The following is a 21759-nucleotide window of genomic DNA, read 5'->3' on the forward strand; positions in this document are numbered from 1 at the left end:
CTATTTCAGACTTGGCGTTCCGTCTCGGGGAATGCCGGATACTTGTCAAGCAGCGCGGCGACAATCTTGCCGAAACCGAGGCCAAGTGACGATTTTACCATCAGCGCGTCTCCCGGTTGCACCCATTGCAGGGCGAAATCGGTGAGTTCCGCCGTCGTCGGGAACCAGATGACGGTCACGCTATCAGGCAGCGCATCGCGCAGCGCCGCCATCGCCTCGCCCGCAAGCCACACATGTTCGATACCGGCTGCGAGCAACGGCCCGGCCAGTTCCTCATGCAGCTGCGCGGAAAACTCACCCATCTCCAGCATGTCGCCGAGAACCGCGACCCGCCGGCCGTGACCCTGCGTTTCCGTTTCCGCCAGCACGGCAATCGCGGCGCGCATGGAGGCCGGATTGGCATTGTAGCTTTCATCAATCAGCAGGAAGGAGCCGCCATTGATGGAGAGATGGTGGCGCTGGCCGCGCCCCTTCACCGCCTCGAGCGATCCCAGCGCCTCAAAGGCGCGGTCGAGATTGGCGCCTGTTACGGCAACCGCGCCAAGGACCGCCATGGCGTTATCGGCGATGTGCCGGCCGGGAATATTGATGTGCAACTCGCTGGTTTCGCCGTTCAGTATCGCCCAGATCGTCGAGCCCGTCGCCGTGCTCTCGAAATCCGCGAGGCGGAAATCCGCCTTGGCGTGCTGCCCGAAGGTGAGGATATGTTCGATGCCCTGTTCCTGCGCCGCCTCTTCAAGCTGCTCGAACTGGGCATTATCGCGGTTGAGGATGACGGAACCACCCTCCTCCAAACCTTCGAAAATCTCGGCCTTGGCTGCGGCGATCTCTTCGATATTCTTGAAATTGCCGAGATGGGCAGGCGCAATCGTGGTGATGATCGCCACATGCGGGCGGACCATCTTCACCAGCGGCCGGATTTCGCCGGAATGGTTCATGCCGATTTCGAACGCGCCGAATTCCGTATCGGCGGGCATGCGCGCCAGCGTCAGCGGCACACCCCAATGGTTGTTAAAGGAAGCCACTGCCGCATGCACCCGGCCGGATGGGGCGAGCGCCTGCCGCAGCATTTCCTTGGTCGTCGTCTTGCCGACCGAGCCGGTCACCGCGATGATGCGCGCTGACGTTCTTTCACGCGCCGCAATGGCGAGTTTACCGAGTGCGGTAAGAACATCTTCCACGACGATCATCGGCACCGTCAGACGGCCAAGAGCCGGCAGTTTGCCTTCGGCCACGACGAGCAGACTGGCCCCGTTGGCGACGGCAAAACTCGCATAGTCATGGCCGTCAACCCGGTCGCCCTTGATGGCGAAAAAGGCCTCGCCGGCTTTAACAGTCCGGCTGTCGATGGAAATGCCGGTGATTCCGGTCGACAGGTTGCCCACGGGGCGTCCTGCCGTAATGGCGATCATGTCGGCGACTGTCCATAACCAGCTCAAATTTTCGATCCTTCCAGCCCTGCCAGTGCAGCGCGCACCTGTTCATGATCGGAAAACGGCAGCGTCACGGAACCGACGATCTGCCCCTCCTCATGCCCCTTGCCCGCAACGATCAGCGTATCGCCATGCGACAGCATCGACACCGCATGCCGGATCGCCTCCGCCCTGTCGCCGATTTCCAATGCGCCGGGTGCCGCCGCCATGACTTCCGAACGGATCGTCGCGGCGTCTTCCGAGCGCGGATTGTCGTCGGTGACGATGACGATGTCGGAAAGCCGCGTCGCAACCTCGCCCATGATCGGGCGCTTGCCCTTGTCACGGTCGCCGCCGCAGCCGAAGACGGTGACGATGCGGCCAGAGGTGAAAGGCCGGACCGAGGTCAGCACGTTCTCCAGCGCATCCGGCTTGTGGGCGTAATCCACATAGGCGAGCGCACCGTTCCCCGTCTGGCCGACAAGCTCCAGACGTCCGGCAGCACCGATCAGCTTCTCAAGCGCCTTGAGCGCTGTTGTCGCGGCAACGCCGGTGGACATGGCGAGACCTGCAGCGACGAGAGCATTCGCAACCTGAAAATCACCCGCCAGCGGGATGTCGACTTCATGGATCACGCCGTCATGATGCACTTCGATCATCTGCTTGTGACGGAAGTGCTCCACCCGTTTCAAGGTCAAATAATCACCCTTGCGGCCGACGGTGCGCACATCGAGACCCGCTTCGCGCGCCGCCCGTATTGCTTGGTCCGACCACGGATCGTCAGCAAATATCACTGCGGGAGAGCCCTTCTCCATCAGCGTATCGAAGAGCCGCATCTTCGCGGCCATATAGTCCTCGACGGTCGGATGATAATCCATGTGGTCGCGGCCAAGATTGGTGAAACCGGCGGCTGCCAGCTTCACTCCATCGAGACGGCGCTGGTCGAGACCATGGCTGGATGCCTCCATCGCCGCGTGGGTCACGCCTTCGGCCGCAAGTTCGGCCAGAAGCGCATGCAGCGTCACGGGATCGGGCGTGGTGAGCGCGCCATAATCCTCGCGGCCGGGAGCGATGACACCCGTGGTGCCGATCTGTGCGGCGGCGTGGCCGGCGAAAGCCCAGATCTGCCGCACGAAGGAGGCGACGGACGTCTTTCCCGCAGTGCCGGTGACGGCGACCATGGTTTCCGGCTGTTTTCCGTAAAAACGGGAAGCGGCAAGGGAGAGATAAAGGCGTGGGTCCGTGACGGAAAGCACCGGCACATCAGCCTCCAGCGCGTGTCCGGAAACGACGGCAACCGCACCCTTGGCAACCGCGTCCTTCACATAGGCCGCGCCATCCGCCCTGGTGCCCGCAACCGCCACGAACAGGCTGCCGGGCGCAGCCTTGCGGCTGTCTGCGGTGACCCCCCCGATTTCGATCGCCCCGATCTCAGACAGGAGCAATTCTTTCAATTCCGGAAACGCATTTCCGGATATATCTCGCAAATTCATCGACTGTGTCCGTCTTGTCCCCCCGGCGCGAATCGCCGGAACATCATAAGCTAACAATCAATAAGACACGAGCAAGGCCGAGCCATCCTTGCCGAACTTCGGCTTCACGCCCAGCACCGCCGCCGTGCGGGTGATGATATCGCGCACCATCGGCGCCGCAGAGGTGCCGGCAAGCGCTGCGCCGTTGCCCTTGTCCGTCTTCGGCTCATCGATGAAAGACAGCACGACATATTGCGGATCGTCCATCGGAAAGGCCGAGAGGAAGGCGTTGAAGTTCTTGTCGTGCACGTAACGTCCGTTGACGACCTTGTCGGCCGTACCGGTCTTGCCGCCGACGTTGAAACCGTCGACGCGCGCATTGCGGCCCGAACCGTTGACGCCGTTCCACTCGAAGAGGAAACGCATGTCCTTGCTGGCGCCGGGCTTCAGAACCTGCTTCGCCACCTGATCGGCCTGTTCGCGGGTACGCGGCAGGAAAGTCGGTTCGATCAGTTTGCCGCCATTGACGAGTGCTGCACCGGCGACTGCCGTCTGCAGCGGTGTCGTGGAAACGCCGTGGCCGAAGGAAATGGTGATGGAGTTGATCTTCTTCCATTCGCGCGGCTGCGACGGCAGCGCCACTTCAGGCAATTCGGTCTGCATGCGGGTCAAAAGGCCAAGCCGCGTCAGGAATTCCTTGTGGCCTTCCGTTCCCACGGTGTCGGCGATCTTGGCCGTGCCGATGTTGGACGAAAACTGGAAGATTTCCGGCACCGAAAGCATTCGGCCCTTGCCGTGGAAGTCCTTGATGGTGAAACCGCCGATGCGGATCGGATAACGCGCATCGAAAGTATCGCCGAGACGGACGCGGCCCGAATCGAGACCCATGGCAATCGTGAAGGACTTGAAGGTGGAACCCATTTCGAACGTGCCGTTCGACATGCGGTTGAGCCAGCCTTCCTTGGCACCTTCGGCCGGGTTGTTCGGGTCGTAATCCGGCACGGAGGCCATGGCGAGCACTTCGCCGGTATGCACATCCAGAACCACCGCGCCAGCGCCGATCGCCTGGAACTTGGTGATGGCCGAGGTCACGACTTCACGGACAATGGACTGCACGCGCAGATCGATGGATAGCTTCACCGGTTCCAGCGGCTGGTCGCTGGTCATGCCGAGCGCCGTCAGATCGGCAAGGCCCTGGCTGTCGACGTAACGTTCCATGCCGGCAACGCCACGGTTGTCGATGTTGACGTGGCCGACGACATGCGCAGCGGTCGGCCCGCCGGGATAAAAGCGGCGCTTTTCCGGACGGAAGCCGACGCCGGGAATACCGAGCGCAAGAATCTGGCTTTGCTGCTTCGGCGTCAGCTGACGGCGCAGCCACTGAAAGCGCGAATTGGAAGAAAGCTTCTGATAGGTGCCGCGCTGGTCGAGATCCGGCAGGACAGTACGCAGCTTCTCAATGGCCTCGTCGATATCGACGATGCGATGTGGCTCGGCAAACAGCGAGACGGTGCGGATATCGGTGGCCAGAACCTCGCCGTTGCGATCAAGAAGATCGGGGCGCGACGCCATCAGCCGGTCTGCGGGCGCAATGCTCGACACTGTTTCCTGTTCCGCCATGCCATATTGCACGAGACGGCCGCCCACGACGGCATAAAAGGCGACAAAACCGAAAATCAGAAGGCCGACGCGGCTTTTCGCCTGGGCGGCCCGCTTCTTGCGGGCGCCCTCAAACGCCGCATGGTCGGTATAGACACCGGTGGTGCTGGCGGAAAAGTGAGCCTTGCTCTTCAAAACCATGACGCGGGAGAGAAAAGACATCAGCGGTTCACCGATCCTGTTATGGTTTCATCCATATCGCCGGTTTCATCACCAGCGGCGGCGGAGGCGACCGGTACAGGCGCCGGTGCCGGACGTGAAACGCGCGCACGTGGCGTGGGCACCGGAACGCCGTTGACAGCGATCTGGCCCGCAGGCGGCGATTTGGGCTTCGAAGCGCCACCGAGGGTAGCCCCCGGCTTGGAGCCATTGACGGCGGCGGCGATGACATCCTCGACGCTCATGCCTTCAGGCTCGGGCGGCTGCGGCAATTGCGAGCGCAGCATGGGCAACTCGCGCGGCTGCGCCAGCTGCGTCGGCAGCGTCGGTGAAAGACCAAGCTCCGTTTGATAGGCATTCACCAGCCGGTGCAGACGGTTCGGCTGCGTCAAGAGAGCCCAGTCGGCCCTCAAAAGATCGATCGTATCCTTTTCAAGCTTGATCTCGGCCTCCAGCTTGCGGACTTCCTCAAGCTTCAGATCGGCCTTGTGCTTGATCGAATAGGTCACCACAGCCGCAGCGACCATGACCCCCATCAAGATGACATCGAAAGTGCGCAGCATATCAGCCTCCCATCTTTTCAAGGCTGGCGAGATCAGGAAGCTCGAAAATCGAGAAATCTGCAGCGCGCGCCGGGGCTGTGGTGCGCAGGCCAGCGCGAAGCTTGGCCGAGCGAGCCCGCGGATTAAGTTCCGCCTCCTCGTCGCTGGCGGCGATCATTGGCTTGCCGATGTTCTCGAAAATGGCCGGCTTATCCTCCACCATCGGCAGATGCCGGGAACCGGCGGCCTTGCCCGAACGGTCGGAGAAGAATTTCTTGACGATACGGTCTTCCAGCGAATGGAACGTGACGACGACCAGCCTTCCGCCGGGCTTCAAAACCTGCTCGGCGGCAAACAAAGCCTGCGCCAGCTCGCCCAGCTCATCATTGACGAAAACGCGCAGCGCCTGAAACACGCGCGTTGCGGGATGGATCTTGTCCTTCGCCTTGCGCGGCGTGACGATCTCGATAAGGCCCGCCAGATCACGGGTGGTTCGGAACGGCTCTTCCGCCCTCTTCTTTTCAATGGCGCGGGCAATGCGGCCGGGCTGCTTCTCTTCACCGAGAAACCCGAAGATGCGGATCAGATCGCTGACTTTGGCGCGATTGACGACATCGGCCGCCGAGACGCCGGAAGCGGACATGCGCATATCGAGGGGGCCGTTCTTCTGGAAGGAAAAACCGCGCTCGGCCTCGTCGATCTGCATGGAAGACACGCCGATATCAAGAACGACGCCATCAAGCCCGCCTTCAGGCGCATGCTTCGCGAGCGCGGAAAACTGAGACTGAATAAGCGAGAGCCGGCCGCCATTGGCGGCAACCATGGCCTGGCCGCCGGCGATCGCAGTCGGATCGCGGTCGAGCGCGATGACATTGGCGCCCTGATCGAGAATGGCCTGGCTATAACCGCCGGCGCCGAAGGTACCATCGAGAATGATCTTGCCGGGCGCAGGCTCCAGCGCGGCAATGACTTCGCGAAGCAGGACAGGGATGTGACGCTGAGGTCCGCCATCGGCATCAGAAGATCGTCCGCCAGAATTCGCCGCCATCCCGTGTCCCCGTCCTAGGCGGGGCGAGCAGCCGAAAAACCGCGCCCCGCTCTTGCTTCCGCCTGCGCCGCCAAAAACGCATCCGGTTGCCAAAGCTGAAAATGATCCGCCCGCCCGACGAAGGTGACCTCGGTGGATATGCCGGTGAATTCCCGCACAAAATCCGTCACCATCAATCGACCTTCCTGGTCGAGCTTCATGAAAACGCCGCCGCCGTGAACCAGCAGCGACATTGCGTTCGCCTCTGGCGAGAAAGCATCCATGGACGCAATCTGCCGCTCGTAGCGCTCCAGCAAATCCGGACCGCCGACACTGATTGCCGGAAACGCAAAATCCTGGAGACAATAAAGCTCCTGAATGCCGCGCTTCGCCAGCACCGAACGAAACGGAGACGGAACCGAGACGCGCCCCTTGGCGTCGATCCTGTTCGTCACGTTCGATAAAAAGCGGTCCATTACTCAACTCGCCAAAACCGCATGCCGCAAAGCGATCCATCCGCTCCGCAGCCGACACCGGTACGCACGACACATCGCCAAGCGCCAGGGCGACATGCCCTGCAGCAGCCCCTCGTAGGCTCCTCACTCGTTTCAGCGATTGCGGGTCAAAAACACGACCCAATGTGGTGTGCATTTGGGATATCATGGGACACTATGGGCGTCAATGGGAGAAGCCGGCACGATACCGACTTCGCATCGGAAATTCATAAGCCGTTAAGTTTAACGAATGGTTTACTTGACGCGCGACGATGCGCTTTCGCTGCGTGAAAATTCGCCGCAAAACAACAATTTCTCTTTTATGAAACAACGGGATAACTAAATCCCACACGAGACCTGCACTTCAGTGCCGGAAAGGAAAATTCGCCAGTTGGCCTGTAAGCCGGGTTCTGTATGGCCCCGGTTTGACCCGGAACGTGGCAGCCATTCATCTGGGACGGCATTTGCATGCCGCCTCGCGCAACCCACCCGGATGACGGGCCTGGAAACCGGCTGTGAACGGGCTTTCGCCCATCCCGTGTCATCCCTATTCGGTCTTGCTCCCGGTGGGGTTTACCTTGCCGCCGCTGTTACCAGAAGCGCGGTGGGCTCTTACCCCACCCTTTCACCCTTACCATGCGATGCATGGCGGTTTGCTCTCTGTGGCACTTTCCCTGGGGTCACCCCCGCCGGACGTTATCCGGCACCGTATTTCCGTGGAGCCCGGACTTTCCTCACCTTACCGTCTTTCGACATTGGTAAAGCGCGGCTGCCCGGCCAACTGGCATGGGCTCCATAACCATGTTCCGAGGCGAAAGCCACTGAAAAGCGCAGGCAAGGATCAAAGAAATGCCGGTTTGAAATCCGTCGAAAAGGCCCCGTCAACGATTTCTCCGTCCCGCAGCAGCCCGGCGCCAAGCCGACCGATCTCGTCAGAGCTCTTGGCCGCCGTGCCGTTGCCGCCGGTCAGAACCGCGATGCGCGGCGAGGCGGTGAAACCGATGGCCGGATAACTGCTCCCCGTTTTGGAGACGACGCAGGCGGCCATCGAGACACGCGAGAGATCAATGGAAGGCACCAGCGTTCCGACGATGTCAGAGAGATGATCCCGCACGCTTTCACGTCCGCCGGAGCGGAACCATTCCCGGATTTCCGGATCGCTACCGAGCCTCTTGTCATCTGGATCGCCGCCGATCTTCAGGTAGAATTTGCCATCGGGATAACGCACTGGCGGCAGCAGATAGATATGTTTGGTCGGCTCACGCGGCTCATAGATCAGCGATGGCATGTCCGCATATTGCGCAAGGTCACCCTCGTCTATCTCGAAGAAAGCGACGGTGCGTGCATAGACATTAAGCGCCACCGGCTGCGGCAGAAGATCTTTCATGATCGAGAAGCCGCCGGCCGCCACCAACACCCGGTCTGCGGTATAAACCGCGCCCGAGGCCGTCTGAACCGATGCCCGGCCACCCTCTTCCCGCGTCGAAACGACGATATCGTCAATAAGCGTGACACCTGTTTTTTCAGCGAGAATAGTTTGCGCCTTCACCAGCGCCCGTGGATTGACGTATCCGGCATTGTTCCTCTCGAACACTCCCTCGCAACCCGGCTCGAAGGAGAAATAGGGAAAGCGGTTTTCGAGGCTTTGACCGTCCAGCAGTTCCGTCGAAACGTCGAGCCGCGCCGCCGCCTTGCGGACATCGTCAACAAAGGAATTGTCACCGCCCCGCTGAGGCCCCACCATCAGGCAGCCGACCGGAGCATAAAATTCAACGCCGCTTCTGGCCGCAATATCGGCATAACGCGCGATCGAGCGGTTGGCGAGCAGCGCCCAGTCTGCGTCACCATCGATGGTGCGGGTAATCCGCGCTTCGTCATAGTGGCTGGCGAAAACACCCTGATGCGATTTGATGTCGGCAGGTTCACCGGGACCGATCAGCGCGACGCCATCCACCGTTTCCGCCAGATGGCGGGCGGCGGCCGCACCCATCATGCCGCGACCCACGACGATATATTTGAAATGCTCCGACATGCCGCCCTCTTTACCCGCTCACTTCCGTCGCAACCTTTTAGCCGCTTCGTCCGTAAATGTCAGACGAAAACCGGCGACATTTCAGCGGCGAATTCATCCTCGGTCAGCTGGCCGTTCAGAAGCAGCACAGCACCCAGCCGTCCAATCTCGTCCGAAGACTTGGCGGAGACGAAATTGCCGCCGGTCAGAACCGCGATATTGGAGGATTGCGTATAGCCGATATAGGGATAGCCGCTACGGGTAATGGAGGCGACACAGGAGCCGGAGGTCACGGGGCAGCCGGCAAGCTCCGGCATCAGGGATAGCGCCCGCTTTTTCAAAAATTCCACCTCACCCGGCGTACCGTCCGAGTGGAACCAGTCTACCGCTTCGGTGAGCGTTTCAAGCCTGCCCTTCTCGCTTTCTCCGCCGATCTTCAGATAGACATTGCCATCGGGATAACGCACCGGCGGCAGGATATAGACGATGTCGTCCTCGGTTTCCGCGAGCACGATGGTGGAAGGCATCGCACCGAACAGGGCCTGCCTCGCCTCATCCAGCTCGAAAAACACGATGGTACGGCCCGTTGCCGCCATATCGACCGGCGATGGAAGAAGTTCCGCCATGTTGGTAAAACCGCCCGCCGCGACAATGACCTTTTCGGCGGTATGGACGGCCCCTTCGCGGGTCGAAACCTCCACGCCATGGGAGGTGTCGCGAATATGCGCCGCCGTCTCACGCAGCAGTTTCGCGCCCTGCACCTCGGCAACGGCGCACTGCGCTTTCACCAGGGCGCGTGGATTGACGTGACCGGCATTCTGCGCCTCGAAATAACCGTCGTGATCGGCCGGCAGGGAGAACATCGGAAACCGGTCTACCAGCACATCACGGCCCAGCGTCTCTACGCCGAGACCAAGACGGTCGGCCGAGGAAAGGGCGCGCGAGACATAATCTCCCGCAAGACCCTTGCCGTTGCCGGTGAAGAGGCAGCCTGCTTCGGTGAAAAAGCGGATGCCGCTTTTGGCCTCAATTTCCCCATAACGGCGGATGGAGCGCTGCGCCAGTTCCGCCCAGACCGGATCGCCGTCAAACCCACGGGTGATGCGCGCCTCATCGTAATGACTTGAAAACACACCTCGATGGGTCTTGCGATCGGCGGGCTCGCCCGGTCCGATCAGCGCCACGCCATCCGTTTGTGCTGAGAGATGCCGCGCCGCGGCGGCTCCCATCATCCCGGCCCCGACGACGATATATTTGAAATCCGGCATGTCATGCTCCGTATCAGCTTTGCTTCTGACTACAGCATGCTAGGCCGAACCGGAATCGCTTTTCGCAATTTAACAGACAATACAAACCGGCCTCAGCCGGCCAGCAGCGCCTGCACCTTGCCGCAATAACGCTTGGAGACCGGGTTCATACGGGTGGCGCCGTGGCCGGCATTGTAACGCAGGATCGTGCTGCAGACCTGGCCCCCGCCCAGCTGATGCGCCGTCGCCAGATATTGCATGCCCCAGCGAATATTGGTCTCGGGATCGTAGAGCGCCTTGGTGGTGCCGCGATAGCCCATCATCCGCGCCGTTGCCGGCTTGATCTGCATCAGCCCGACCTCGCCTGCGCTGCCGCGGGCCTTCGGATTGAACTTGCTTTCGACCGAAACCACGGCATGCGCCAGATTGGTGGGAACGCCGTAACGCTTGGCATATTTGACGATCAGATCGGAATAATCGTTCCTGAGCGAGGAAGGCAGGCTCTTTTCGGGGATGGGATAACCGGGCTTGCGGAAGAAGGTCTCCAGCGTCACGGTTTTGGTCTTGACGTCCTCGTCTTTGGCAAAAGCAATCCCCGCCTGCGAAGCGAGCATAACAACGCCCGCCACGACAGCAACAACAACCCTGTTCATATGTAGAAAAATTCTCCAGATCGGATGACCGGAACAATGAAACGACACAAATAGTCTGCGCCCGGAAAGTCGATCGCGACCTTCCGCTGTCCGGTCTCCTTGATTGATATTGACGGTAAGTTCCCCTGAAGAACGACACCGCATGCAGTGACGTTCTTAAACTTCCTCAATGCGGATTAACTGTGGCACAAGAAAAAAAGCGACTTGAACACGCTGGAAAAGCGGGAATGCTTTTCCAGAATCGGCGGTTAAGCGCCCGAAAATCTCGGCAGGCTGGCGATCAGCCGGTGCAGCGTGTCAATGGTGGAGAAATCGGCGATGCCATCCACCAGAGCAGGGCGGAAATGCCGCTGGAAAGCAGCCACGGCGCCTTCGGTTTTTTCGCAATAAGCGCCTGTTATTTCAACGCCATAACCATAAATGGACAGCATCGACTGCAGCGCTTCGACCGGCTGGCCATGGTCCCCGCGCTGAAAAAAGCGCCCGCCACGGATCGGCGCAGGCTCCACCCAATGGCCGACACCCTGCTGCGACAGGATGTCCCACGGGAATTTTTCACCCGGATCGACCTTGCGGATCGGGGCGACATCCGAATGCGCCAACACCCTTTCAGGGGCGATATTCCAGCGCTGGCCGCAATCGCGACACAATTCGATGACGGCTTCGATCTGCTTTTTCGGAAATTCCGGCAGGCCGCCTGGATGGCCCTGGTTGGCGATCTCGATACCAATAGAGCGGGAATTGATGTCTTCGTCCCCCGCCCAGGTACTTTTGCCCGCATGCCAGGCACGGCGGGTTTCCGACACGAGCTGGATGACGCGCCCGTCCTCGAAGACGAAATAATGGCTGGAGACCTGGCTTTCGGGATTGCAGAGCCATGACAGCGCACCATCGGCCGTCGTCATGCCGGTATAGTGCAGAAGAATGATATCAGGACCGGCTACACCCAGCCTTTCGCCATGATTAGGCGAAGGCGCAACGGCCGCGCCCCCGAAATCCGGGGTAAAATCCGGCAGACATTCACTCATGCGACGCGGCGTTCTTTTTCAATGGCCGCATAAGCGGCGTTGAGAGCCGCCATACGCTCATTCGCGGCCGCATGCAATTCCATGGGAACGCCGCGGGCGATGAGCTTGTCGGGATGGTGTTCGGCAACCAGCGTGCGGTACCGCTTGCGGATATCCAGAAAATCGTCCGAAGGTGAAACACCGAGTACGCGGTAAGGGTCGCGCCCGTCCATATGCACATGCCGCGCCATGATCGTTTCGAAATGATCTTCGGTGATACGGAAGATTTCCGCGATCCGGCCGAGGAAGGCCAACTCCCGCTCGTGGATCAGCCCGTCGGCCTTGGCGATGTGGAACAGGCCGTCGATGACACTTTCCAGCATCTCGCAATTGGCGTGCCCGGAACCACAAAGACCCGCCAGCCGCTCCGCATAGGCTTCGTAACCGGCAACGTCCTGACGCGCGAGGTTATAAAGACGAGCGACGTTCTTGGCTTCTTCTTCCGGGAAATCGAAAATCTGCCGGAAAGCGCGAACCTCGGCATCGTTGACGACCCCGTCGGCCTTCGCCATCTTGGCGGAAAGTGCAATGATGGCCACGGAAAAGGAAACCTTGCGGCGGGTTTCCGGATCACCTTCGAAAAGGGTGCGGATGGCTTCCACCACGCGCCCGAGTGCACCGCCTGCCGCGTCGCCGATTGCGCCGAGCAGCCGTTCCCACAGGGATGAAATTTGCAGACACGCGAAATCGAACATCATGCGACAAGCATGACGGGATATTGCCGCGAATGCAATATGTCCAGCGGTCCGGCGGCATTAACTTTTATTCATCTTTGCGACAGTTTTGCTTCAGGAACAAGAGTGCGGCAGACGATGGGACCACGGTTTTCCACAGACGGCGGATAGCCGGCCACCGGCTATGCCGATTGAAACGATTATATTTCGCCACTTTGCTCAAGCCGCTGAAAAACCGCGAGAAATCCGCGTTTTTCTTCATAAATTCACTTTACACCTACACGCGGCTGTCGCATCCATTTGCCAGACATGTCTTTGGGTATATGTGAAAAGGAGAGCCATGATGGCCAAACAGAAAGTCGCAATGCTGACCGCGGGTGGCCTTGCGCCCTGTCTCTCTTCGGCCGTGGGCGGCCTGATCGAGCGTTACAGCGACATTGCGCCCGAGATCGACATCATCGCTTACCGCTCGGGTTATCAGGGCGTGCTTCTGGGTGACCGTATCGAAATCAACAAAGACATGCGGGAAAAGGCGCATCTGCTGCACCGTTACGGCGGCTCGCCGATCGGCAACAGCCGCGTCAAGCTCACCAATGCCGCCGATTGCGCCAAGCGCGGTCTGGTCAAGGAAGGCGACAATCCGCTGCGCGTCGCCGCTGACCGGCTGGCGGCCGACGGCATCACCATTCTCCACACCATCGGCGGTGACGACACCAACACGACGGCTGCGGACCTTGCCGCCTATCTCGGCGCGAACGGCTATAACCTCACCGTCGTCGGCCTGCCGAAGACGGTGGATAATGACGTGGTGCCGATCAAGCAGTCGCTCGGCGCCTGGACGGCCGCCGAAGTCGGCGCCTCCTTTTTCGACAATGTCAGCAACGAGCAGAGCGCTGCACCGAAGACCTTCGTCATCCACGAAGTCATGGGCCGCCATTGCGGCTGGCTGACGGCCGCCACCGCCCGCGCCTATATCCAGAAGACCAGCGGCAATGAATATGTCGAAGGCCTGATGATGAACACGCAGATGAAGAACATCGACGGCATCTACCTGCCGGAAATGGCCTTCGACATCGAGGCGGAAGCCGAGCGCCTGAAGGAAATCATGGACAAAAACGGCTATGTCACGCTGTTCGTGTCGGAAGGCGCCGGCCTTGATTCGATCGTTGCCGAACGCGAAGCGTCCGGAGAGGCCGTCAAGCGCGACGCCTTCGGCCACGTCAAGATCGACACGATCAATGTTGGCGGCTGGTTCCAGAAGCAGTTCGCCAGCCTCATCGGTGCTGAACGCTCCATGGTGCAGAAATCAGGCTATTTCGCCCGCTCCGCCGCCGCCAATGGGGACGATCTGCGCCTCATCCAGGGCATGGTCGATCTCGCGGTCGAAAGCGCGCTCAACAAGGTCTCCGGCGTCACCGGCCATGACGAAGACCAGAATGGCAAATTGCGGACGATCGAGTTTCCGCGTATCAAGGGCGGAAAGCATTTCGACCTCTCTGCAAAATGGTTTACCGAAGTGATGGAACACGTCGGTCAGCCGTTCACAGCGGCCTGATTTTACGATAGTCTAAAATAAGACGGCGACAGGGAGGGCAAGGAGGAAGAGAATGTCTGGACAGGCCTGGCTGATTTTTTGTGCAGCATGTGCCGTTGTGTTCGCACTCCCCTCTCCCCTTGTATTCTCTGTTGCCTCCTATGCCGCCATCCGCGGCAAAAAGACGGTCTTCGCCTCCGCTGTCGGCGGCGCGCTCGGCATCGTCACGTCCGTGACGATTTCGACCATTCCGGTGGCCGGTCTCGCCTATCTGCCGCAATCCTTCGTGGAAATCGTGCAATGGGCCGGCATCGGCTGGCTGATGCTGTTTCTGTTGTGGACCTTCGCCACGCCGGCCGCCCAGGCGGCCAATGCCGACAATGACAATCTGCCGGGCAAATCCTGGAGCGGCATTTTCCGCGATTGTTACGCCATTGCCGCTTTGCGCCCGCGCTACTTCACTTTCTTTCTGGCGTTGCTGCCACAATTCGTTTCCACGTCAGGCAACACAATTGAAACGCTCGCCATGGCGCAGGCCGCCATCCTGCTTCTGGCGCTTGTGATTCTGACCGCGCAGGCGCTGTTTGCCGGCCCGACGCTCGCGCTGGTGCGCCGCATGTCGGGCGACAAGAAAATCCGGCCGAAATACCGCACTCACTTCATTTCCGGCCGCGCTGTCAGCGCCGGATACAGGCGCATCGCAGCCTGAAAAACCGGGTCGCCACGTCCCGGCTTGCCGCTATCCTTACAATAGGTTAATGAAGGCTCGACGGGACACTGCCTGCTTCGCTCGACGCGGGGGTATCGAAAGACAGGCATAACGAAGGCGGCAACATGCGAAATTCGGGCAAATTCCGCGGAAGAAGTGCACTTCTTCTGTCTTCCACCGTGGGTCTGGCACTGGCATTGAGCGCATGCACAAGCGTCGAATATACCGCGAAGGAAGGGCCTAACGGCCCGAAGATCGCGACGGTCAATCCCGCTACCACTCCTGCGCAAACATCGACGCAGCCGGCAACGGCCGAAGCCGCAGCGGGCGCAACCTCTTCCCAGCCAGCAGCACTTCCCACTGCCGTCGCCGTCAAGGGCGGACGCGTGGCCCTGCCGCCGGCGTCCGAAATCGCAGCCGCCGCAGCCATCACCGCCCAGATGCAGCCGCACCAGACGGAAGTGGCTCAGGCCGCAGGGGCGACATCCGCACCCACCGCCGTTGCAGCGCTCGCACCGACAGGCGCTGCTCCCGCGGCAGCAGCCATCGAAACGGCGGCCAAGCCGGCCGCCCACAATCGCGCCGCCGATCTGCCGCAGGTGGTTGCCATCAAGGGCAGCTTCCCTCCCGCACCGCCGCCGCCCGGCTCGCCCTCCATCGGCACCGAACTGACGGCGGAACGCAAAGTCATTCCGCTACCGAAGCCGGACAGCACGGTTCTGGCCTATGCCGCCGGCCCCACCAATGCCGCACTTGCCGCCATCCGGCAGAACGAATCAATGACGGCGCCGCTCAATTCCGCGCCGGCTGGACGCGAAAAGCTGAGCGGCCTTATTACCAAATACGCCACCATGTATGATGTGCCGGAAGATCTGGTTCACCGCGTGGTGCAGCGCGAGAGCCGATACAATCCCGGCGCCTATAGCAGCGGCAATTTCGGCCTGATGCAGATTCGGCACGCCACGGCCCGCTCCATGGGCTTCGATGGCCCCGCCTCCGGCCTCTTCGATGCCGAAACCAATCTCAAATACGCCGTCAAATATCTGCGCGGCGCATGGGTTGTGGCTGGTAACGACCGCGACAATGCCGTCCGGCTTTACGCACGCGGTTATTATTACGATGCCAAGCGCAAGGGCATGCTGCACGTTCTGCGCAAGTGATGGCCTCTGGCGGCGCTGGGAGCGCCGTGCAGCTAAGCGGCCTTTCCAAATAAACGCCGCGACGTTTTTTTCGTCATCCTCGGGACCAGCCCGAGGATGACGCCGTATCCAATGGAAGCTTATCGGCAATCCGAGATACGGGCTGGTTTTCCACCGTCTCCTTTATTCCCCGCCTTTGCCCACAGCCCCTGTCATCAAATTGTAGTGTCACGGCTGTAGACGCCTCTCAATCGACTGAGAGGTGAACATATGACGAGTGCGGCACCCAAGACCGGCTTCAGCAAGAACACAAAACTGAAGTCCGCATTGCTCCAGCACAAGGCGCTCTCCAAAAGCGGATTGTCCGAGCGCTTCTTCGGCGTCCTCTTTTCCGGCCTCGTCTATCCGCAGATCTGGGAAGACCCTGAGATCGACATGGAAGCGATGGAGCTTGGCGAAGGCCACCGAATCGTCACCATCGGCTCAGGCGGCTGCAACATGCTGGCCTATCTCTCCCGCAACCCTGCCAGCATCGATGTGGTTGATCTCAACCCGCATCACATCGCGCTGAACAAGCTAAAGCTTGCCGCGTTTCGCCATCTGCCGGCCCATCAGGATGTGGTGCGCCATTTCGGCCGCGCCAACACCCGCAGCAACAGCCACGGTTATGACCGCTTCATCGCCGAGCATCTCGACGCCACGACCAAGGCTTACTGGTCGAAGCGCACCCTTTCCGGCCGCCGCCGCATCTCGGTGTTCGACAGGAATATCTACCGTACCGGCCTGCTCGGCCGCTTCATCGGCGCCGGCCATCTCATGGCCCGGCTGCATGGCGTGAAACTCACCGAAATGGCCAAGACCCGGACGCTGGACGAACAGCGCCAGTTTTTCGACAGCAAGGTCGCACCGCTATTCGACAAGCCGGTGGTGCGCTGGCTGACGAAGCGCAAAAGCTCGCTTTTCGGCCTCGGCATTCCGCCCCGACAATATGACGAGCTGGCAAGCCTTTCCGACGACGGCACGGTTGCCTCCGTGCTGAAGGAGCGGCTCGAAAAGCTCGCCTGCAACTTCCCGCTCAGCGACAATTATTTCGCCTGGCAGGCCTTCGCGCGCCGTTACCCCGAGCCGCATGAAGGCGCACTGCCTGCCTATCTCAAGCCGGAATATTATGAGACGATCCGCAACAACACGGCGCGCGTCGCAGTGCACCACGCCACCTATACCGAGCTTCTCTCGCGCAAGCCGGCAAGCGCCGTCGACCGCTACATCCTCCTCGACGCACAGGACTGGATGACGGACGTGCAGCTCAACGAATTGTGGTCGCAGATCAGCCGCACCGCCGCCTCGGGCGCACGCATCATCTTTCGCACCGCCGCCGAAAAGAGCGTCATCGAAGGTCGGCTTTCCCCTGATATCCGCAATCAGTGGGTCTATCTCGAAGAGCGCTCCAACGAGCTCAACGCCATGGACCGCTCGGCCATCTACGGCGGCTTCCATATTTACGAGAGGGCTATGGCATGAAAACCATCGGCGAGAATGTGGGCCTTGCAGACAGCGCGCATGCGAGCCTGATGGACCGCATGTATCGCCACCAGCGGCATATCTACGATATCACCCGCAAATATTACCTTCTCGGCCGCGACAGGACCATTTCCAGCCTCAACGTGCCGAAGGGCGGCACGTTGCTGGAAGTGGGCTGCGGCACCGGTCGCAACCTGCTGCTGGCCAGCCGCAAGTTTCCGGACGCGAAACTGTTTGGCCTCGACATTTCCGCCGAAATGCTGCTGACCGCATCCGAGAATTTCGCCGGCAAGGCGGAACGCCCCATTCTGCGCGTGGCCGATGCCACCGCCTTCCGTGCTTCTGAATTCGGCCAGTCCGAAGGCTTCGACCGCGTCATGATCCCCTATGCGCTGTCGATGATACCGGACTGGGAAAAGGCGATCGAACAGGCGCTCACGGCGGTAAAACCAGGCGGTTCGCTGCATATTGTCGATTTCGGCCAGCAGGAACAGTTGCCGAATTGGTTCCGCACGCTTCTGCAAGCCTGGCTCACCCGCTTTCACGTTACGCCCCGCGCCAATCTCCGCTATGTTCTGGCCAATATGGCCGGCCGTTTTGACGGTAACCTCGAATTCGAGGAAATCGCCCGGGGCTATGCGTGGCGGGCTGTCATCACACTTCCGGTCGTTGAAGCGCAGCAGCCGAAAATCCACCGCATATTGGCCGACGCCTGATTCCCGGGGGCGGTGCGAATCTTTGGGGGCCAAAGGGGGGGCGACCTCAAGGCTCCTGCCGGGCCAGATTTCGGCGTTAAAACCGCAAACCGCTTCGAATCCAGCGACTTGCGGGGTGCAAAAAGCACGTTGCCCCTTGCCATATCAGTTTGTTTACCATGTTATGCATAAATCGGGAGATACGGCGCGCCATTTTGCGGCCGTGGGATGGGCAACATTTTCATCAGGATTCCAATGCGGCTGCGTTTATCGGCACTATTGTCGGCTTTGCTGTTGATCGGCGGCTGCACCTCCACCAGCTATGACCTGCTGGAAACCGCATCCGTTTCCAAACCGAAGTTTTCCGATACCGATCCGCAGGATTTCGGCATGAACAACCCGCACCGTCATGAGGTGCACGGCATCGACGTGTCCAAATGGAATGGTGATGTCGACTGGCAGACCGTCCGCAAGTCAGGTGTTTCCTTCGTCTTCATCAAGGCGACAGAGGGATCAGACCGCATCGATCCGAAGTTCGGCGACCATTGGCGCAGCGCGGCAGCCGCGGATATTCTGCACGCGCCCTATCATTTCTATTATTTCTGCTCGACAGCGGATGCCCAGGCGGACTGGTTCATTCGCAACGTGCCAAAGGATGCCGTCACCCTGCCGCCGGTTCTCGACGTGGAGTGGAACCCCTCCTCGCCCACCTGCAAGACGCGCCCGGCGCCGGGCGTCGTTCGCACCGAGATGCAGCGTTTCCTTGATCGTATCGAGGCCCATTATGGCAAGCGCCCGATCATCTATACCTCTGTTGATTTCCACCGCGACAACCTCGTCGGTCAGTTCAAGGATTACCATTTCTGGGTGCGTTCCGTTGCCGCCCATCCGGCCAAGATCTACGAAGATCGCAAATGGGCCTTCTGGCAATATACGGCAACCGGCGTCGTGCCCGGCGTAAACGGTCCAACCGACATCAATGTCTTTGCCGGCACGGAGAAAAACTGGCGGAAATGGATTGCTTCGGCCAAATAAGACGGCCAAGAAGCAACACTTTCGAAAAATCGGCGTTGTTCTGCAACGTCAGATCGCACGGTCCGTTTTTTTGTCGCAAACATATGGGTAAAGCGGGCTAACAACCTATCGAGGAAATTCCCATGCCCACGTTCCGGTCGCGCAGCATCGTTTTTGCCGCCGCTTTGTCGCTTCTTTCCACCGCCTCCGCCTTTGCCACCCCGCCCGTTGCCTCGCCTGAGGATCCCAAGCAGGTTGCCTGCGGCGGCGATCTCGGCGCATTCCTTGAAGGCGTGAAAGCCGATGCGCTCGCCAAGGGCATTCCGGCCGATGCTATTCAGAAGGCGCTTGCGGGCGCGCAGATCGATCCGAAAGTGCTCTCGCGTGACCGCGCCCAGGGCGTCTTCCGCCAGACCTTCCTGGAATTCTCCCAGCGCACCGTCAGCCAGGCCCGTCTGGATATCGGCCGCAAGAAGCTGCAGGAACTCTCCTCCACCTTCGCCCGCGCCGAAGGTGAATATGGTGTACCGGCCGGCGTCATCGCCGCCTTCTGGGCCATGGAGACGGATTTTGGCGCCGTGCAGGGCGATTTCAACACCCGTAACGCGCTGGTGACCCTTTCGCATGATTGCCGCCGCCCGGAACTCTTCCGCCCGCAGCTACTGGCATTGATCGAAATGGTCCAGCATGGCGATCTCGATCCCGCTGCCAACACCGGTGCGTGGGCCGGTGAAATCGGCCAGGTGCAGATGCTGCCCAAGGACATCATCGCCTTCGGCGTCGATGGTGATGGCGACGGTCACATCAACGTCAAGAGCAGCGCCCCGGATGCGATCCTGACGGCTGCGAAATTCATCCAGCATCTCGGTTTCAAGAAGGGCGAACCCTGGATCCAGGAAGTGTCGCTGCCGGAAAACCTGCCCTGGGAAAAGTCCGGCCTTGGCGGCCCGCTGACCGCCGGTGACTGGTTCGCGCTTGGCGTAACCCCGCGCGACGGCAACAAGAACTTCGCCACCCTGCCCGCGGCCCTCATCATGCCGCAGGGGCGCAAGGGACCGACCTTCATCACCTATCCGAACTTCAACATCTATCTGGAATGGAACCAGTCGTTCATCTACACGACCTCGGCCGCGTATTTCGCCACCCGCCTGATGGGCTCCCCCGTTTACAACAAGGGCAATCCGGAGCCCGGTTTCGATGACGCGACGATGAAGGAGCTTCAGACCAAGCTCGAAGCGCGCGGACACAATGTCGGCAAGGTGGATGGCATTCTCGGTTCCGGCACCCGCGTCGCCATCCAGAAGGAGCAGCAGCGTCTCGGACTGCCCGCCGATGGCTGGCCGTCTACCGCACTTCTGCAGGCGCTTTAAGCAATCTTAACGGCGCCTTCCGGCCTTTAATCTATCGGCCGGAATCAAGGCATAAAGTGTTAATCTCGACCTGATGACTGGGGATAACACCCCGGTCATTTACTTTTTTTAAACATATGAAGCACTGCGTGATAAGAAAATAATCTTTTATTTTCAATTAATTACAGAAAATCCTTTTTTATATCGCCTGGCGACGTGCTGCACTGCATCACAAAAACCGCTTTTCAACCGCCACAAAACGGTCATATTATCGAACCTGTCAACAAGAGGAGGCACCCATGGGACTTACAAAATCTCTCAATGCCTTGGCAGTCGGTTTGGCGTTTTTGTTCGTAGCGATGATGCTTTTCATCTGACGCGACGTGAAGACCAAACGCAGATAAGAACCGTAGATGACACGAGTTTAAAAAGCGCAGGCCCCGAGGGACCTGCGCTTTTTTCATGTCGGTACTCTGCTGCTTTAAGTCAGGCGGCGCTGCGGCGCAGACGCTCCAGCCCAAGATTTTCAAGCACAGCGTCGACCAGGGGCGCGCGGTTCATGGTGTAGAGGTGGAACTCATTGACACCGCGACGCTGAAGATCGGCGATCTGTTCGGCGGCAACCTCCGCAGCCACGCGGGCACGACCCTCCAGATCGTCGTCATAGCCTTCAAAACGCTCATCCAGGAAACCGGGAACGCTGGTGCCGCAACGGCCGGCGAAACGCTTGAGCTGGGTGAGGTTCTGGATCGGCATGATGCCCGGAACCACCGGTATGGTGATCCCCGCCGCCGTCACCCGCTCCATATAGCGCTCGAACACGTCGTTATCGAAGAAGAACTGCGTCAGCGCACGCGTCGCGCCATTATCCGCCTTGCGCTTCAGCATATCGATATCAACGGCATCGCTCGCGCTCTCGGGATGTTTTTCCGGATAGGCCGAAACGGAAATCTCGAAATCGCCGATCTCGCGCAGTCCCTTCACCAGAGCCGCCGCGTTCTCGTAACCTTCCGGATGCGGCTGGTAAGCCGTGCCGATGCCGGTGGAGGGATCGCCACGCAGCGCCACGAAATGGCGAACGCCGGCGTTACGGAACTCTTCTATGACCTGATGCACGTCCTCACGGCTGGCATCCACGCAGGTCAGATGTGCTGCGGTCGACAGATGGCTGTCACCGATCATGCGGCGCACCGCATCCAGTGTCGGCGCTTTTGTGGATCCACCGGCGCCATAGGTGACGGACACGAAATCCGGATCCCACTTCTTCAGCTCGGCAACCGTTTCCCAGAGCTGGGTTTCCATCTCGGCATTCTTGGGCGGGAAAAATTCGAAAGACAACCGGATATCGCCATCACGGCGTGCGGTTTCCGACCTCAACATA

The 21759-nt window shown here is 60.1% G+C and carries 19 protein-coding genes and 1 other RNA gene; 7 read left to right on the forward strand and 13 right to left on the reverse strand.

All coding sequences use genetic code 11. From position 1 onward, the window contains the following. Positions 1 to 5: 5 nt before the first annotated feature. The 12 genes from ASB65_RS19410 to ASB65_RS19465 all read right to left on the reverse strand — a co-directional run bounded on the left by ASB65_RS19410 (position 6) and on the right by ASB65_RS19465 (position 12441). Positions 6 to 1439, reverse strand: a complete 1434-nt coding sequence (locus tag ASB65_RS19410; RefSeq protein WP_060725098.1) for a UDP-N-acetylmuramoylalanyl-D-glutamyl-2,6-diaminopimelate--D-alanyl-D-alanine ligase — start codon at positions 1437 to 1439, stop codon at positions 6 to 8. Then, positions 1436 to 2905, reverse strand: a complete 1470-nt coding sequence (locus ASB65_RS19415) for a UDP-N-acetylmuramoyl-L-alanyl-D-glutamate--2,6-diaminopimelate ligase (RefSeq protein ID WP_060725099.1) — start codon at positions 2903 to 2905, stop codon at positions 1436 to 1438. The genes ASB65_RS19410 and ASB65_RS19415 overlap by 4 nt, the downstream gene beginning before the upstream one ends. Positions 2906 to 2962: 57 nt before the next feature. Then, positions 2963 to 4705, reverse strand: a complete 1743-nt coding sequence (locus ASB65_RS19420) for a peptidoglycan D,D-transpeptidase FtsI family protein (RefSeq protein ID WP_004430740.1) — start codon at positions 4703 to 4705, stop codon at positions 2963 to 2965. Beyond that, positions 4705 to 5265 carry a cell division protein FtsL gene (ftsL, locus tag ASB65_RS19425; RefSeq protein ID WP_004430738.1) on the reverse strand — a complete coding sequence of 187 codons (561 nt, stop codon included), beginning with the start codon at positions 5263 to 5265 and terminating at the stop codon, positions 4705 to 4707. Before ftsL ends, ASB65_RS19420 begins: the two co-directional genes overlap by 1 nt. A gap of 1 nt (position 5266) precedes the next feature. Further along, positions 5267 to 6292 carry a 16S rRNA (cytosine(1402)-N(4))-methyltransferase RsmH gene (gene rsmH / locus ASB65_RS19430; protein ID WP_060725100.1) on the reverse strand — a complete coding sequence of 342 codons (1026 nt, stop codon included), beginning with the start codon at positions 6290 to 6292 and terminating at the stop codon, positions 5267 to 5269. Between the two features lie 14 nt (positions 6293 to 6306). After that, a complete protein-coding gene (gene mraZ / locus ASB65_RS19435) occupies positions 6307 to 6747 on the reverse strand; it encodes a division/cell wall cluster transcriptional repressor MraZ (protein WP_004430734.1) in 441 nt (146 codons plus the stop codon). A 401-nt stretch (positions 6748 to 7148) separates the two neighbouring features. Further along, positions 7149 to 7550: RNase P RNA component class A (rnpB, locus tag ASB65_RS19440), an RNA gene on the reverse strand. Between the two features lie 56 nt (positions 7551 to 7606). Further along, on the reverse strand, positions 7607 to 8797 hold the full coding sequence (locus tag ASB65_RS19445; RefSeq protein WP_060725101.1) for an FAD-dependent oxidoreductase: 1191 nt from the start codon (positions 8795 to 8797) through the stop codon (positions 7607 to 7609). A 59-nt stretch (positions 8798 to 8856) separates the two neighbouring features. After that, positions 8857 to 10044, reverse strand: a complete 1188-nt coding sequence (locus ASB65_RS19450; RefSeq protein WP_060725102.1) for an FAD-dependent oxidoreductase — start codon at positions 10042 to 10044, stop codon at positions 8857 to 8859. 92 nt (positions 10045 to 10136) lie between these two features. Further along, positions 10137 to 10676, reverse strand: a complete 540-nt coding sequence (locus ASB65_RS19455; protein WP_003522187.1) for a lytic transglycosylase domain-containing protein — start codon at positions 10674 to 10676, stop codon at positions 10137 to 10139. A 248-nt stretch (positions 10677 to 10924) separates the two neighbouring features. Then, entirely contained in the window at positions 10925 to 11704 is a 780-nt protein-coding gene (locus ASB65_RS19460) for an N-acetylmuramoyl-L-alanine amidase (protein ID WP_060725103.1), read from the reverse strand. Next, a complete protein-coding gene (locus ASB65_RS19465; protein ID WP_004430712.1) occupies positions 11701 to 12441 on the reverse strand; it encodes a J domain-containing protein in 741 nt (246 codons plus the stop codon). The genes ASB65_RS19460 and ASB65_RS19465 overlap by 4 nt, the downstream gene beginning before the upstream one ends. A gap of 319 nt (positions 12442 to 12760) precedes the next feature. Between ASB65_RS19465 and ASB65_RS19470 the strand changes: the two genes are divergently transcribed. From ASB65_RS19470 to ASB65_RS19500, 7 genes are all read left to right on the forward strand, one after another. Beyond that, a complete protein-coding gene (locus ASB65_RS19470) occupies positions 12761 to 13972 on the forward strand; it encodes a pyrophosphate--fructose-6-phosphate 1-phosphotransferase (protein ID WP_004430709.1) in 1212 nt (403 codons plus the stop codon). 52 nt (positions 13973 to 14024) lie between these two features. Beyond that, positions 14025 to 14660, forward strand: a complete 636-nt coding sequence (locus ASB65_RS19475) for a LysE family translocator (RefSeq protein WP_060725104.1) — start codon at positions 14025 to 14027, stop codon at positions 14658 to 14660. A gap of 125 nt (positions 14661 to 14785) precedes the next feature. Continuing rightward, positions 14786 to 15820 (forward strand): lytic transglycosylase domain-containing protein, encoded by a 1035-nt coding sequence (locus tag ASB65_RS19480; RefSeq protein ID WP_060725105.1) that lies wholly within the window; start codon positions 14786 to 14788, stop codon positions 15818 to 15820. 249 nt (positions 15821 to 16069) lie between these two features. Then, on the forward strand, positions 16070 to 17320 hold the full coding sequence (locus tag ASB65_RS19485; protein ID WP_060725106.1) for a DUF3419 family protein: 1251 nt from the start codon (positions 16070 to 16072) through the stop codon (positions 17318 to 17320). Next, complete coding sequence (locus ASB65_RS19490) at positions 17317 to 18036, forward strand: class I SAM-dependent methyltransferase (protein WP_020009276.1); 720 nt, start codon at positions 17317 to 17319, stop codon at positions 18034 to 18036. The genes ASB65_RS19485 and ASB65_RS19490 overlap by 4 nt, the downstream gene beginning before the upstream one ends. Before the next feature lie 234 nt (positions 18037 to 18270). Further along, the gene (locus ASB65_RS19495) at positions 18271 to 19050 is read left to right on the forward strand and encodes a GH25 family lysozyme (protein ID WP_060725255.1); all 780 of its coding nucleotides are present in this window, start codon (positions 18271 to 18273) and stop codon (positions 19048 to 19050) included. Between the two features lie 122 nt (positions 19051 to 19172). Further along, the gene (locus ASB65_RS19500; protein ID WP_004430698.1) at positions 19173 to 20399 is read left to right on the forward strand and encodes a lytic murein transglycosylase; all 1227 of its coding nucleotides are present in this window, start codon (positions 19173 to 19175) and stop codon (positions 20397 to 20399) included. A 465-nt stretch (positions 20400 to 20864) separates the two neighbouring features. On the opposite strand, the gene metF is transcribed toward ASB65_RS19500, so the two are convergent. After that, on the reverse strand, positions 20865 to 21758 hold the full coding sequence (metF, locus tag ASB65_RS19505; protein ID WP_004430696.1) for a methylenetetrahydrofolate reductase [NAD(P)H]: 894 nt from the start codon (positions 21756 to 21758) through the stop codon (positions 20865 to 20867). Position 21759: the final 1 nt, after the last annotated feature.

Origin of the sequence: Agrobacterium tumefaciens str. B6 (genome assembly GCF_001541315.1) — a bacterium.
GTDB classification, from domain to species: Bacteria; Pseudomonadota; Alphaproteobacteria; order Rhizobiales; family Rhizobiaceae; genus Agrobacterium; species Agrobacterium radiobacter.